This is a genomic window from bacterium, assembly GCA_031082185.1.
GTDB lineage: Bacteria > Sysuimicrobiota > Sysuimicrobiia > Sysuimicrobiales > Humicultoraceae > VGFA01.
On record JAVHLI010000019.1, the window covers coordinates 1 to 14126 of the forward strand.

The 14126-nt window shown below is 65.3% G+C and carries 14 protein-coding genes; 5 read left to right on the top strand and 9 right to left on the bottom strand.

The features are described from left to right. The 3 genes from RDU83_12995 to RDU83_13005 all read left to right on the top strand — a co-directional run. The coding region (locus tag RDU83_12995; protein ID MDQ7841918.1) for a saccharopine dehydrogenase C-terminal domain-containing protein at window positions 1–1019 on the top strand (1019 nt) is incomplete at its 5' end. A 115-nt stretch (window positions 1020–1134) separates the two neighbouring features. Beyond that, on the top strand, window positions 1135–2460 hold the full coding sequence (locus tag RDU83_13000; protein ID MDQ7841919.1) for an ATP-binding protein: 1326 nt from the start codon (window positions 1135–1137) through the stop codon (window positions 2458–2460). A 104-nt stretch (window positions 2461–2564) separates the two neighbouring features. After that, window positions 2565–3365 (top strand): hypothetical protein, encoded by an 801-nt coding sequence (locus RDU83_13005; GenBank protein MDQ7841920.1) that lies wholly within the window; start codon window positions 2565–2567, stop codon window positions 3363–3365. Between the two features lie 16 nt (window positions 3366–3381). On the opposite strand, the gene RDU83_13010 is transcribed toward RDU83_13005, so the two are convergent. The 9 genes from RDU83_13010 to RDU83_13050 are packed head-to-tail and all read right to left on the bottom strand — an operon-like array spanning window position 3382 to window position 12885. Next, complete coding sequence (locus tag RDU83_13010; protein MDQ7841921.1) at window positions 3382–4629, bottom strand: DUF1116 domain-containing protein; 1248 nt, start codon at window positions 4627–4629, stop codon at window positions 3382–3384. Next, complete coding sequence (locus RDU83_13015; protein ID MDQ7841922.1) at window positions 4622–5620, bottom strand: ABC transporter ATP-binding protein; 999 nt, start codon at window positions 5618–5620, stop codon at window positions 4622–4624. The genes RDU83_13010 and RDU83_13015 overlap by 8 nt, the downstream gene beginning before the upstream one ends. Continuing rightward, entirely contained in the window at window positions 5620–6591 is a 972-nt protein-coding gene (locus tag RDU83_13020; protein MDQ7841923.1) for an ABC transporter ATP-binding protein, read from the bottom strand. The genes RDU83_13015 and RDU83_13020 overlap by 1 nt, the downstream gene beginning before the upstream one ends. Beyond that, the gene (locus RDU83_13025; protein ID MDQ7841924.1) at window positions 6591–7448 is read right to left on the bottom strand and encodes an ABC transporter permease; all 858 of its coding nucleotides are present in this window, start codon (window positions 7446–7448) and stop codon (window positions 6591–6593) included. The genes RDU83_13020 and RDU83_13025 overlap by 1 nt, the downstream gene beginning before the upstream one ends. After that, a complete protein-coding gene (locus RDU83_13030) occupies window positions 7445–8449 on the bottom strand; it encodes an ABC transporter permease (protein MDQ7841925.1) in 1005 nt (334 codons plus the stop codon). Before RDU83_13030 ends, RDU83_13025 begins: the two co-directional genes overlap by 4 nt. 22 nt (window positions 8450–8471) lie before the next feature. Then, window positions 8472–10082 carry an ABC transporter substrate-binding protein gene (locus tag RDU83_13035; protein MDQ7841926.1) on the bottom strand — a complete coding sequence of 537 codons (1611 nt, stop codon included), beginning with the start codon at window positions 10080–10082 and terminating at the stop codon, window positions 8472–8474. Between the two features lie 35 nt (window positions 10083–10117). Continuing rightward, a complete protein-coding gene (locus RDU83_13040) occupies window positions 10118–11503 on the bottom strand; it encodes an NCS1 family transporter (GenBank protein MDQ7841927.1) in 1386 nt (461 codons plus the stop codon). Beyond that, window positions 11500–12213, bottom strand: coding sequence for an isochorismatase family cysteine hydrolase (locus RDU83_13045; GenBank protein MDQ7841928.1), 714 nt, complete (start codon window positions 12211–12213; stop codon window positions 11500–11502). The genes RDU83_13040 and RDU83_13045 overlap by 4 nt, the downstream gene beginning before the upstream one ends. Before the next feature lie 21 nt (window positions 12214–12234). Beyond that, entirely contained in the window at window positions 12235–12885 is a 651-nt protein-coding gene (locus tag RDU83_13050; protein MDQ7841929.1) for a GntR family transcriptional regulator, read from the bottom strand. Between the two features lie 192 nt (window positions 12886–13077). Between RDU83_13050 and RDU83_13055 the strand changes: the two genes are divergently transcribed. Both RDU83_13055 and RDU83_13060 read left to right on the top strand, forming a co-directional pair. Further along, a complete protein-coding gene (locus tag RDU83_13055) occupies window positions 13078–13437 on the top strand; it encodes a cation-transporting P-type ATPase (protein ID MDQ7841930.1) in 360 nt (119 codons plus the stop codon). Between the two features lie 351 nt (window positions 13438–13788). Then, a complete protein-coding gene (locus RDU83_13060; GenBank protein ID MDQ7841931.1) occupies window positions 13789–14079 on the top strand; it encodes a PIN domain-containing protein in 291 nt (96 codons plus the stop codon). Window positions 14080–14126 lie beyond the last annotated feature (47 nt).

Consider the following 14126-nt stretch of genomic DNA (forward strand, 5'->3'; position numbering starts at 1 on the left):
GGTTCGCGGTAACCGGCGCCGACATGAATGATGCCGCCGGCCTGCCGTTTCCGGCCATCAACCTGGACTTGAGACGCCCTGGCGATATGCCCCGGATGAGCGGATTCGACGCGGTCGTTTCCTGTCTCCCCTACAACTTCAATATCGGCATTGCCTCCGCGGCCCATGAGCTCGGCATTCACTATTTCGACCTGACCGAGGACGTCAAGACGACCCAGGCGATCATCCAGATGAGCGGCACCGCGCGCGCGGTGATGGCGCCGCAGTGCGGGCTTGCGCCCGGATTCATCGCCATCGTGGGCGCCGCTCTGACCCAGACGTTCGATCCAATCCGCTGCATCCGGCTGCGGGTCGGGGCGCTTCCGCAACACCCGACCGGCCTGCTGGGATATGCGTTCAACTGGTCACCCGAAGGCGTCGTGAACGAGTACCTCAACGACTGCGAGGTCATCGAGGACGGCGTCCACAAGTGGGTCTCTCCCCTGGAATGGCTGGAGACAATCGTCATCGGAGGCGTCCAGCTCGAGGCCTTCACCACGTCCGGCGGGCTCGGCACGATGTGCGACACCTTCCGGGGGCGTGTTCAGAACCTGGACTACAAGACCATTCGCTACCCCGGCCACGCCAAACTCATGAACTTCTTCTTCCACGAGCTGCTGATGCGCGAGGACAGGACCCGTGCCGGCGAGATACTGGTGCACGCCAAGCCCCAGGTCAACGAAGACGTGGTGTATGTCCATGCCGCGGTGGAGGGATGGAAGGGAGGGCACCTCTCGCGCGAGGAGTTCGTGAGGGCCTACTACCCGCTCGAGATCGCCGGTCGCCGGTGGCGGGCAATCTCGTGGACGACCGCCGCCTCGGCCTGCGCGGTGGTCGAGATGGTGAGCAACGGGACGATCCCCGGCAAGGGCCTCATCAGGCAGGAGGAGATCCCGCTATCCGAGTTCCTGAAGACAAGAAACGGGCGTCTTTACAATTGCGAACCGGATTGGGGGATACGGGCCGGCGGGGCCAGGTAGTCGGCGACGGAGCGCGTCACCAGGCCGAGCCCCAGGACTGTCCTTCCACGGAGTACGGTTTTCAGTGAATCTGTCCTTGACAGAAGGACACCTCACGGATATACTTCGGCTGGCCATGCCCCTGCACCCCGTGCTGCTGGAGAAGCTCAACGCGGCGCTCGCGTCGGCGCCGGCGGCGCGACTGACCCGACGCGATGCCCGGCTGCCGGCGGTGGCAGGCAAGGTGCATGCGGTCATCGGCATGCGCCGGGCGGGCAAGACCACGTTCCTGCTCCAGTTGCTGGCCGAGCGGCGGGCATCGCTTCCGCCTGAGCGAGCACTCTTCGTGAGCTTCGACGATGATCGGCTGGCCGAGTTGCCGCTCGAGCAACTCGGCCTCCTGCTCGAGGAGTACTACAGGCGGTTCCCGGAGCTGCGCGGCCGCGAGAAGGTCCACTGGTTCCTCGACGAGATCCAGCTCGTGCCGGGCTGGGAACGCTTCGTACGCCGGGTGATCGACTCTGAACTCGCCGAGATCGTGATCTCCGGCTCGTCGGCCAGGATGCTCTCCCGCGAGGTGCACACCTCGCTGCGCGGGCGCGGCATGGAGACCGTAATCGGGCCGTTCAGCTTCCGCGAGTTCCTGCGCCATCGCGGCGAGGAGCCCGGGGGGGAGCCGGCGCGCTGGACCAGCGCCGAGCGGTCGCTCGTCGAGAAGCGCTTCCTGGAGTACCTCGCAGAGGGCGGCTTTCCAGAGGCCCAGGGGCTGGCGCCCGCGGTGCGTCTCGAGCTGCTCCAGGGGTATGTGGACACGGTGCTCTTCCGGGATGTGGTGGAGCGTTACGGCGTCTCTCAGGTGGCCGCGCTGCGCTGGCTGGTGCGCCAGTGCCTGCGCAATCCGGCCGGGGCCTTCAGTATCCACCGGCTCCACCGAGACCTGAAGGCGCAGGGACACGGTGTGGCGAAGGACGCCGTGCACGCGATGTTTGGCTATCTGCTGGACGCGTTTCTGATCAGCACCGCCCCGCTGGCCACCGATTCTGAACGCCGCCGCAATTCCAACCCTCGCAAGGTGTACCCGGTGGATCCCGGTCTGATTCGCGCGTTCGACGCGGCCGGACGTGCGAACCTGGGTCATGCGCTGGAGACCGTGGTCGCGAGCGAACTCGGGCGTCGCAGGGCGCAGGTCGGGTATGTGAAGACAGGCGAAGGTCACGAGGTGGATTTCCACGTGTGCTACCTGGCGGGCGGCGAGGGCCTCGTGCAGGTGTGCGCAGACCCCTCGGATCGCACAACGTTAGCGCGCGAGCTGCGCGCGCTCGAAGAGGCCGCGCAGGAGCACCGCCGCGCGAAGCGGTGGCTCCTCGTGTTGACCCGCGATCAGGTGCCTGCCGTCACCGCGCCCGGCGTGGTCGTGCAGCCCGCCTACGAGTGGCTGCTCGCCGGGCCGGTTCATCTCTGAAGTTGAGCGGAAGGCGACCATTACGAGGGACAGGGCCACTAACGGCCAAAGGACCGCCAGGGGTGCGCAATCGGGATGCGATCGTAGCATAGAGGGGGGATTGGGTGAAGGTGACGATTGTGACGACAACCTTGACCAGTATCCTCGTCGTTATCGTGGCAGCGGTTGGAATCGCCGATGCCTTGTCTCCAGGCGATGTTGTGACCTTCCCAGTGCAGCGAATTGCTTCCTACTTGCCTCAGCCTGGCTCAGCCAGCGTTCTTGTCACTCCCCAGGAAGAACACAGACGCCAGTTTCCCGCAATGTTGGTCCGGTTGCACGGGGTCGCATCGCTTCCTTCAAACGATCCCTACCGCCGAGCTCTTGGAGAGGCGATCACCCGCCTCAACTACCATCGCGGGCTCACGGTCCAGCTGTGGCCCGATCGGGCCGGGAGAGTAGCACGTCTGCATGGCTACGTTGACGGCAAATGGACTGACCTGAATGCTTTGCTCGTGCGTGAAGGAGCTGCAGCGGCCAGAGCCGAGGGCAAGTCAACGCCCTACGCTGCAGACCAGGAGGCAGCCAGGGTGGCGCGCGTCGGTCGTCATGCATACCAGGGCGCACTCGCCGCTTTCTGGGCGAACTCCGTGCCCCTATACGCAGCGACGCTTACCCCCAGTCCGGGGGTTTCGCTCCCCTTCGCAGTCGCGAGAGTGAACCTTACAAGGATCGAGGCGGGATACTTGACCCCGCGGGGTGTTGTCCTGCTGCCCATGAGCGGAGCCAAGCTCCAGTACCACTTGGTGAGGGTTCTTGCGAAGGGAACAGACCTGAGCATCATTACACAGGGGATAGGCGGGGGGGCGTCTCAGACCTTGAGATGGCGATGGGGCGGGATGGCCTATCAAGTCCTCCAGCGGTAGCGCGGCGCGCGGCGTCCTACCCGTACTTGCTCGCAAACGCCCCAAGGGCTTTCTCAAAGCACTCCAGCGGCGCCCGGACGATCCCTGCGCCGATCATCGGGTGCCCGGGGTCCTTGTGGGCGATGGCGGTGTCTATGATCGGCGTGGTGCCGGTACGAACTACCTTCCGGATGTCTATGCCGACGGGCACGCCCTCGAACCCGAACGCGGGAATGCGGTAGACAGCATGGCTTGCCACCGTGATCTCGCGCATCTCAGCGCTGTACCGCATGGCCTGTTCCGGCGTGCCTCCTACTAGGTTCAGGATGCCCGGCGCGCCTCCCAGCACGAAGCCTCCCCAGCCGACCGTCTCGGCGATCGCCGAATCGCCCATGTCGAATCCGGCATCTTCCTCCTTGTACCCGGGGAAGTAGAGCCCCTCGATGCGGGGCGCGGGTGCGGTGAACCACTCGTCACCCAGGCCGCTCACCCTGATCCCGAACTCGGTGCCGTTGCGCGCCATGGCGGTCACGACGGTGCTGCGCTCTATCCCGGAGGCCGGGTCTGCGGAGGCCTTGGCCGCGGCCATCGCCATGGAGAGGAAGAACACCTCGTGGTTTGCGAGGTAGCCGAGCGTGCCGATCAGGCGATCGGCCGGCAGGCCCGCCTTGATCATGGGCACCGCCATGGCGTTGGCGAACAGGCTCGATGCGGCCACCTGCCGGTTGTGCAGCTCGTCGCCCATCTGGAGCGCCTTCGCGATCATCGTTTTCAGGTTCAAGCCACCGCCCATCTGGCGTAGCCCGGCCGCAATTGAGGGGGCCCAGAAATCACGCCACATCTGCAGCCCGCGTAGCGCCCCCTCGCTGTAGTCGCCGAACTGCTGCTGGCGTTCCACCTGGCGGCAGAAGGCGTGGTTGCCAAAGGCCGTGTTCTCGACCACGAATACGGGCAGCGAAGGGGAGATGGTGCCTGCCATCGGCCCCACGGCCTGGTGGTGGTGATTGGGTTCCAGCCTGATTTCTCCGCTCTCGAGAAGTCGCGTGGCGCCGGCGGCGTCCTGAGCCCATCCCTCGAAGAGCACCATCCCGATGACCGCGCCCCGCTGTGCCCCGCACATGCGATCCCAGGTCACGGGCGGGCCGGAGTGCAGGACCATCCTGTCCTGCAGGCCGGGGATGACCTCTCCCGCGGGCGCGATGTCAACCAGAACCGGGTCCGCTGCGATGATGCGCTCCACGGCCTGTGCGTTCGCTGCGTCTATCGCCTGCCTGATGCTACTCACTGGGACCCTCCCTATCGTGATTGCACTCGAGCAGATGGCATGCCACATGGCGGTCGCCGCCCAGATGGCTCAGCGCGGGCATCTCGCGTGCGCACCGATCGAAGCCGTCAGGGCACCGCCCGAAGAAGCGGCAGACCGTAGGGCTGGGATCTATCGGGCTCTGCGGTTCGCCCGGCAGGCGGATCCGTTCTCTCCTGGCGTTTGGATCGAACGTCGGGATTGCCGAAAGGAGCGCGCGGGTGTACGGGTGGTTGGGGCGAGAGAACACCTCGGCCGTGGGCCCGACTTCCACGATCCTGCCCGCGTACATTACCATTACCCGTTCCGTGATCAGCCGGACCACGTTCAGGTCGTGGGATACGAAGAGGTAGGACATGCCCAAACGCCGGCGCAGTTCAGCCAGCAGGTGCAGGATGACCGCCTGCACCGAGACGTCCAGCGCGGAGGTGGGCTCGTCCAGGATTAACAACTGTGGGGACACCGCGATGGCCCGCGCTATCCCGACTCGTTGCTGCTGCCCTCCTGAAAGCTGGTGGGGATAGCGCCCGAGCAGTTCGCCTGGGAGTCGCACCAGATCGGCAACCTCGGCCACCCGGTCCTGCAGTAACCGCCGTTCGCTCACCCCTGCCAGATGACGGATGGGATCGGCCATGGTGTCAAACGCGGTGAAGCGCGGGTTTAGACTGTCGGTGGGGTCCTGGAACACCATCTGTATCTTCGCCCGCTCGGGCCTGTGCGCGAAGTGGGCTGATGGGATCGCGCCGATCTCCTGCCCTTCGAACCGTATCTCGCCGCCGGTGGGATCGAGCAGCCTGGTGATCAGGCGCACCAGGGTGGACTTGCCGCAGCCCGACTCGCCCACCAGCCCGACAGACTCCCCGGCCTGCAGCGAGAAGCCGACGCGGTCCACCGCATAGACCAGGCTTCGGGCGCCTCGCACCGGAAAGCGCTTGGACAGGTCGCGCACCTCAAGGAGCGACGATGCGGGCATCACAAGGGCCTCCTACAGGCCACGACGTGATCGGGCCCGACCGCAACGCGCGGGAGCGGCGGCTGATCGCACTCGGGCGCAGCCCGATCGCACCTGAAGCGGAACCGGCACGGCGGAAGCTGGGCGCGGAAGTCGGGAATGGTACCTGGTATGGTCACGAGGTCCGCGAGGCCCACCGACGGCCGTGGCGAGGAAGCAATGAGCTTCGCGGTATAGGGATGCCGCGGCGCCGCCAGCAGGGCAGCGGTCGGCGCCGTCTCGACAACGTGGCCCGCGTGCATCACGACGACGCGATCGGCCCGTTCACCCAGGAGCCCCAGATCGTGCGAGATGAGCAGCGTCGCCATGTTGTTCTGGCGTGCCAGGTCTCCGATGAGCTCCAGTACCGCCGCTTGCGTGCACACATCCAGACCCGTGGCAGGCTCGTCGGCGATCAGCAGCGAAGGCGAGCACGCCACGGCCATGGCGATCATGACGCGCTGGCACATCCCTCCGGACAGCTCAAACGGGAAGGCGCCGTAGACGCGCCCCGGGTCAGGAATCTGCACCCGGGCGAGCAGGTCCAGGGTCCGGGACCGCGCCGCCCCCGAATGAAGGTCGGTGTGGTGCCGGATGACATCTTCGATCTGCCGGCCCACGGGCCGAATCGGGTTGAGTGCGGCGCGCGCCAGCTGGAAGGTCATGGAGATCTCGCTGCCTCGGAAGCGGCGAAGCGTGCTTTCGTCCGCCGCAAGTAGGTCGGTCCCCTTGAAAAGCGCGCGCCCGGCCGTGACCCGTGCGGTTGGGGGAAGCACGCCCATGATCGCCAGCGCCGAGATGGTCTTGCCCGAGCCACTCTCGCCGACCAGGCCTACGGTCTCGCCCCAACCCACGGTGAATCCCACGCCGTCCAGCACCCTGACGGTCCCGTCGCGCGCGCGGAACTCGAGCGACAGATCCTCGACCGAAAGCAGCGGTCCTGCGCCCCGCATCACGAGCGCCTCCGGGGATCTATGAGGTCACGCAGGCCGTCGCCCATCAGGTTGAACGAAAGCACGGCCAGCATCAGGGCGATCCCTGGGAAGGTCGAAACCCACCACTCGCCCGACATCATAAACGCCGATCCATCGGCCACCATGATGCCCCACTCCGCGGTCGGCGGCCGCACGCCGAGCCCTATGAACGACAACCCGGCCGCGCTGAGGATCGCCCACCCCATGTTCATTGAGGCCTGCACAATCAGCGGGGGCAGGCAGTTGGGGAAGATGTGGGCGGCGAGAATCCGCCTCGGCGTGTTGCCGGCAAGGCGCGCCGCCTCGACGTATCCGGCGTTGCGTCGGACGTTGACCTCGGCGCGGGCGATCCGAGCATACGAGGGAAAGTTGATGAGGGCTACCGTGAGCACGATGTTCATCACAGAGGTCCCGACCGCGGCCATGATTCCCATGGCCAGGACGAAGAGGGGAAAAGCCATAATTGTGTCCACAACGCGCGTAACGACCCGCTCGGTCCAGCCGCCGTAGAAACCGGCGGATGCTCCTGCGGCGCTCCCGGCTGCGAAGGACAGGGTGACCGCGGATATCGCGATGAGCAGGTCGAGGTGCGTCGCCACGATCACCCGGCTCAGAATGTCCCGGCCGAGGTGATCGGTGCCGAACCAGTGCGTGGTCGAAGGCGGCGCCAGATGCGGCCCAACCGCGGTCGCCAGCGGTTCGTGCGGCGCGATCCACTGGCCGAATACCGCCAGCACGACCAGGCCGGTCAGCAGCAGAAACGCGCCGAAGGTCAGCGGGTTTCCGAGCACCACGTATCGGCCCGCTCTGGCCAGGCGGAGTACGGTTGTACTCATGACTCGATCTGCACCCGGGGATCGATCACTCCGTAGAGCAGATCGATAAGGAGGTTGAGCAGCACGTACACCACCGCCATCGTTAGAACGAACCCCTGTACGGGCGCATAGTCGGACGCAATGACGGAATCCAGGGCATATGCGCCTATGCCCGGCCAGGCGTAGATCTTCTCGACCACCACGCTGACCCCCAAGAGAAAGGAGAGGACCAGGCCCAGCGTCGTGACGACCGGCAGCATCGCGTTCCGGAGCGCGTAGACGTAGAGTACCGTCCGCGGCGCGAGACCGTTGGCCCGGGCCGTGCGAACATAGTCGCTGGCCAGGACGCCCAGCATCGCCGCCCGCGTCATCCTGGTGATCGGCGCGAGGGCGGCCAGCCCTAACGTCATCGTGGGAAGGATCAGTTGCTTGGCCGCGGCCAGGAAGAGCCCCGGGTCCCGCGCCAGCAGGCTGTCAATCAGGAAGGATCCCGTCACCGCCGCCGGCGCCTGCCTGAATACCTCCAGACGGCCCAGCGGCGGCGGCGCCCACCCCAGCAGGTAGTAGAGGACATAGACGAGTACCAGCCCGGTGAAGAACACGGGAAGCGAGTTGCCCATCGTGGCCAGCAGGCGTGTCACGTGATCTACCCCGGAGCCGGGGCGTGTCGCGGCAAGCACCCCAAGGGGCAGCGCCAGGGTCAACGCGAGCAGCAGGCCGCAGGTGGCCAGCTCGAGCGATGCCGGCAGCCGGGCGCGCAGGTCTGCCGCGACCGGCTGGCCGGTTGTAAGCGAATGGCCCAGGTCGCCCCGGGTAAGGTCGCGCAGGTACAGTACGAACTGCTCCGGCAGGCTGCGGTCCAGACCCAACCTGCCGCGGATCTCTTCGATCGCTTGGGGAGTAGCGGCCGGCCCGGCAAAGTACGCGGCGGGATCGCCGGGCAGGGCGCGGTTCAACAGGAAGGTGACGACGATCACCCCGACCACGCCCGGTAGCGCGGTCGCCAGCCGCCTGGCCACCATTCTTAGGGACGGGCTGCTCACCTCAGTTCTTCACCAATGAGCGGAAGTCAATCTGGCGATGGAACCAGTATGTGTACCCTGAGATGCTCTTCTGCATCACCACATCCATGGACGGCTGGAACAGCGGCAGAATGGGCACGTCCCGGAGCGCGACCTTGATGAACTCCCTTACCTGCTCGGCGTACCGCTTCTGGTCCGTCTCGAACCGCGCCGCGTCTATGAGCTTGTCCATCTCAGGATTCTGGTAGGAGCTGGTGTTGGACGCGGAGTTGTCGCCGTGCAACACCCACAGGTAGAAGTACTCGGGGTAGTTGAGCCAGCCGCTGAACACGTTGATGATGAGCGGAAGGTCCTTCCGAAGCAGCGCTCCGCGCCAGACCGCGCCCGGGATCTTGTTGATGGTGGCGTTGATTCCTATCAGGCGCAGCGATTCCTGCAGCAGGATCGCCATCGGTTCGTTGGTGGCCGCAAAGCCCGCGTTGAAAGAGATCGTGGTGTCGAACCCATTTGGAAACCCGGATTCGGCCATCAGGGCCTTGGCCTTTGACAGGTTCTGCATGGTGTAGGGCGACATCTTGGGATCGTACCCAAACGTGTTGCTCGCCACGGGCGTGACGAGTGGCGCCGACCGGCCGAACGTAGCCGCCTCGACAATCCTCTTGCGCGGCAGCGCGTAGGCCACCGCCTGCCGGACGCGGACGTCGCTGAAGGGTGCGTGCTTGGCGTTCATCCCCACGTACATCATCGCGTTTTCCACCGGCGTGCCGATGACCGTTAGGTTCCCCTGCTTGGCCAGCTCGACGAAGTCACGGGCGGGCAGATCCATGACGATGTCGGCGTCGCCCCGCTCGATCAGCGCGCGCCGGCTGCCTGCCGAGGGCACCTCGCGCACCACTACCCGCCTAATCTTCGGCAGAGGGCCGGACTTCCAGTTGTCGTTGCGCACGTAGACGGTCTCCTGGCCGGGCCGCCACGACTCCACCTTGTAGGCGCCGCCGCCGGCGGTGTTGTTCCGCAGCCACGCCATCGCCCACGGGTCGGTGGGCGTCGCGTGCCGCTTGGCCAGGGCGGAGTTGAATATGACGGGGACCGGCACCGCCAGGTTCGGCAGGGTCAGCTTGTCTCTTCTCAGGAAGTTGATGCGAAACGTGTGCTCGCCCATTACCACGAACTGCTCAGGCTTTTCCATGCTGCCGGCGTTCATCTGGAACGTGGGAAAGCCGCCGACGGTAACGGCGCGGTCAAAGGACCACTTCACGTCGTGGGCCGTCACCGGTGTGCCGTCGTGGAACTTGGCGTCCTTGCGCAGGACGAACGTGACGGACATGCCGTCCGCCGACAGCCACCACCGCTGCGCCAGCTCGGGTTCGAGCTTCGTGAAGTCGTACGACACGGTGCCGTTAGGCAGGGTCTTCTTGCCGTAGGTCAGCAGCCGATCGTAGGCGTTCCACGTGACACCGTAGACTTGGAAGTTGGCTCCAACGCCGTGGATGTCCATGCTGTTGGGCCCACCCTCCGTCACCACGAGCAGTGTGTCGGAGCGGTCCTGGCTGAAAGACGGCATCGCCATGGTCGTTGAAAGCAACAGCGCGATCGCCGACAGAATCGCTGCCTTCCACCATTGAGACTTCATCTCTGCCCTCCTGTCTTGTGCGTTTTGCCGAGCCATCATCTTGCCTCCGGGTGTATCCGTAGGATCCACAGGCGCATCAGGGTTACATACAGAACGACCGCAACCGGCACTGAGACCAGCCAGGAGTACCGCAGCCAGACCACCCCAAGTATGGAAGCGATCCCGTGCGCCAGGTATGCAGCCGGGTTGAAGCCGCCGCTATACGTGTACGGCCCGTCGCGGCGGAAGAGCGCGGGGACGTTCAGCCGGCGTCCGCGGATGAGGTAGTAGTCCGCAAGCATCACCCCGGCCACGGGCGAGAGCGCCGCGCCGACTGCGGGCAGGTACGTGAGAAATGAGTTAACCAGACGCCACGGCATCACCGCGACGAGACCGATTACCCCACCTAAGAGAACCCCGTGGGCGAAGCTGACTCGGGGTGCGAACAGGCTGCTGAGGACGTATCCAGGAGCATATAGGTTCGCGGCCACGTTCGTGCTCAACTGCGCCAGCAGGATGATTGCCAGCCCGACGAGGACCATCACACCACCCAGAGCAGCGCCAATCGCCTCTACCGGATTGCCGTGGCCGGTGAACACCTTCCCCAGATAGCCCACGGTGGCGAAGAGCATCATGCCCAGCGTGAGGCCGGGGAGCTGCCCCAGCAGGCTGTGCCGGTTGCGATGGAAGAACCCTCGTGCGCCGGGCGTGGTTTTCACGAAGCGGGTGAAATCCGGGATGTTGTCCGCAACGGTAATCCAGTAGGAGAGGTTTGCCGTCACCGCAACCCAGAACGGAATGGGGTTTGTGATTGGGAACGACGCGACCTTTTCCCATCCGCCCTGAGAGCCCAGCAGGTAGACCACCAAGGCCGAGAGCACCAGGAGGGCGGGCGCCGCGAAGTTCTCCACCCGCTTGATGCCGTGGATGCCGCGCATCGTGATCAGTATCTGGAGCGCACCGAACGACCAGTACCACAGTGGCCAGTTGGAGTACCCCGTGAGCAGTCTCACGGACATGTCTATCGCGGTGGCGCCGAAGTAGGTTTGGATCGCGAACCAGCACACTGCGACGCCGGCGCGCAGCAGGGACGGCGCCCAGGCACCCCAGATGCCGTAAGGTGCGCGCAGGTATACGGCATATGTCACACCGTGCTGGATGCCGATGTCGCCGTTGAGCACGGATACAACCCCCACGACGAGGTTACCCAGCGCGATGGCCGCAAGTGCGTCCATGAGCGAAAGCCTTCCTGCGAACGACGCCCCCAGCAGGAAGACGCCCATCTGGGCGACCATGCCGAACCAGAGCCAGACGAAGTCCGTCCAGCCGATTACCCGCTGGTCGGGCCGTGTGGGCAGGATGTCACGGTGCGCAAGGGCCGCCTCTGCGCGGGCAGGTGCAACGGCGGATGCGACCTCCGCGGTCATGGTCTCTGCGGTCACGTGGACTCGGCGGCGCCCGATCCGGCCCGGGTCTCGCTCAGCGCTCTCAAGAGGACCGCTGAGCCGGACACCCATCCAAAGATCCCGCCCTGCGCCTTGATCATCCGGATCCCGGCTTCGTGGAAATCGGGGAAGTATGATGCAACGCAGTCCTCCAGCACGAGGCACTCGAACCCTCGGTCGTTGGCTTCGCGCACGGTGGTGTGCACGCACACCTCGGTTGTGACCCCGGTCACGATCAGGCTCCGAATGCCGCGTTCCCGGAGAATCAGTTCCAGGTTGGTTGCGTAGAACGACCCTTTGCCCGGCTTGTCGATCACGGGCTCACCGTGAGCCGGGGCAAGCTCTGGAACGATCTCGTGCCCGGGCTCGCCCCGAATGAGCACCCGACCCATTGGGCCGGCATCCCCAATCCCCGTCTTCAGGCGCCCCCGCGTCCTCTTTGTGGGCGGAAGGTCGCTGAGGTCGGAGCGGTGTCCCTCCCTTGTGTGTATGACCGTCATGCCGCGGGCGCGAAACGCGTCCAGCACGCGGCGGGTCGGAGCGATGGCCCTGCGCAGGTGGGTGACGTCGTTTCCAAGCATCTCGCCGAATCCGCCTGGCTCTAGGAAGTCGCGCTGCATGTCGATCACCAACAGCGCGACCGCATCCGGGCTGAACTCGAACGGGTAGGGCTCTGCGTCAACCCTCACTCGACACACCTGTTGCATCGTTTCTCTGCGGCCCCATCCTCACCGATTCAGGTATATGGAAGCCAGCAGCTCTTTGACCGCGTGCAGTACGTTGGCCTTGCTCTCAAGGATGTGATCACGGATGGCCGCGCCGGCCGCGCCGGCATCCCCCTTTTCGATGAGTTCGAGGATGCGTGCGTGTTCAAGATACGTGAGGCGGATCCGGTGGGGGTCGGTGAAGTCCTTGGCGCGGATGGCCCGAATCCGCTCGCTGATGGAGCGCAGGTATTCGGCAAGAGCCCCGTTGCCGCCGGCCTCGGCAATCGCGGCGTGGAAGCCCTCGTCCAGGTTCAGCATCGCCTTGGGTGAGGGAAGAGGCTCGGGGATCTCGGCCCAGGTCTCCTGTAGCTTCCTCCAGTCAACCGCGCGCCCGCGGTCCACCGCCAGGGAGACCGCGAAGGTCTCCAGCGCCACACGGACCTCGTACTGCTCTTCAACTTCCGCCAGGTTGATCTCCCGCACATAGTACCCACGCCGTGGGGCGATGCGGATCAACCCGGCCTGCGCCAGTCTCTTGAGCGCCTCGCGGATCGGCGTCCGGCTCGTCTGCCATTCTTGCGCCAACCCGTCCTCCAGCAGCCGCTCGCCGGGCTTGAGGTCGAACGCCAGGACTCGCTCCTTCAGCTCATCGAAGATGCGGTCTGTCAACACAGGGGTCTCTCCGGATATGGCGTACAATCCTGCGTACCTAAGTGTATATCTTATTGCATACGACTCCATGTTTCAAGGGTGTTTGTGATGCTTGGGGGATGTGATCCGTGTCGACTCCCTGCCTGGGCGTGCAGGTTGAGGCACTGCCGGTTGGCGCGACCCTGACGCCGCCCTATGCCTAGAAGGTGGAGCATGCCCAGACACCTCCCGGACTTAGCAGACCCCTGCGGTAGCATCCACACAGCGCCGGTTGAGGAGGTGTACCGTTCGCTGGCGACCGGTCCAGGGGGCCTGTCGCCGGACGAGGCGGAGAGCCGCCTGTACCGCTTTGGCCCGAACGCGATTCGCGAGGTTCGGCGCGCGCCGCTCGTTCTGAAGTTCCTGGCCAACTTCACGCACCTGATGGCCGTACTCCTGTGGGTTGGCGGCACTGCTGGGCGGCGGACCTTCCTAAGGTGTGCCTCAGCTTTCGTGAATGACAGGAGCAAAGCAATCTGTGGGGTGGCCGTGAGCTTTACATTCCTGGTAATACCCTTCACTCTGAATGTATGAGGAGCACCGTCTCTACCAAGGGTCAGGTGACCATTCCGGTGCATGTGCGGAACCAACTCGGCCTGCACCCGGGGACACCCGTGACCTTTGACCTCCGCGAACGGGACGTAATTATGCGAGAAGGCCGCCCGGGTCAACACCCTGTGGACCGCGTATTCGGCACCCTGCGACTGAAGCGGCCGGTGGATGCCCTGCTGGATGAGATGCGCGGCCCCCGTCCGAAGCGGCCATGAAGACCGCCTTGGACACCTCCGTGCTGCTGGATGTCCTCGGTGCTGACCCCACGTTTGGCGAGCAGTCTCGATCGGCGCTGCGGATGGCCTATGACGCCGGGGCCTCGCGGCGTGCGAGGTGGTATGGGCTGAGGTCCGGGCGCACTTTCCTGGGGACGACGCCTTTGACGAAGCCCTGGCTAGTCTCGGCGTGCAGTTCGACCCGGTCTCGGCCCAGGCCGCAATCGCAGCCGGCAAACTGTGGCGGGAACACCGGAAGGGCGCGCGCCTTGCCCGAGACCGGGTCGTCGCGGATTTCCTCGTAGGCGCGCATGCCCGGCTGCAGGCGGATGCGCTTCTTACCAGAGATCGTGGGTTCTACCGGCGGTACTTCGCAGGTCTCAGCATCATCGACCCGACGGTAGGGTAGTCTTCACGGTACATCCTGCCGCCACATACAGGTGTGCCCGTCACCAT

Excerpts from the sequence above, each read along its gene's own strand:
- RDU83_13020 (MDQ7841923.1), bottom strand. The coding sequence starts at position 6,591 with ATGCGGGGCGCAGGACCGCTGCTTTCGGTCGAGGATCTGTCGCTCGAG.
- RDU83_13025 (MDQ7841924.1), bottom strand. The coding sequence starts at position 7,448 with ATGAGTACAACCGTACTCCGCCTGGCCAGAGCGGGCCGATACGTGGTG.
- RDU83_13000 (MDQ7841919.1), top strand. The coding sequence starts at position 1,135 with ATGCCCCTGCACCCCGTGCTGCTGGAGAAGCTCAACGCGGCGCTCGCG.
- RDU83_13015 (MDQ7841922.1), bottom strand. The coding sequence starts at position 5,620 with ATGCCCGCATCGTCGCTCCTTGAGGTGCGCGACCTGTCCAAGCGCTTT.
- RDU83_13030 (MDQ7841925.1), bottom strand. The coding sequence starts at position 8,449 with ATGGTGGCCAGGCGGCTGGCGACCGCGCTACCGGGCGTGGTCGGGGTG.
- RDU83_13055 (MDQ7841930.1), top strand. The coding sequence starts at position 13,078 with ATGCCCAGACACCTCCCGGACTTAGCAGACCCCTGCGGTAGCATCCAC.
- RDU83_13045 (MDQ7841928.1), bottom strand. The coding sequence starts at position 12,213 with ATGCAACAGGTGTGTCGAGTGAGGGTTGACGCAGAGCCCTACCCGTTC.
- RDU83_13035 (MDQ7841926.1), bottom strand. The coding sequence starts at position 10,082 with ATGAAGTCTCAATGGTGGAAGGCAGCGATTCTGTCGGCGATCGCGCTG.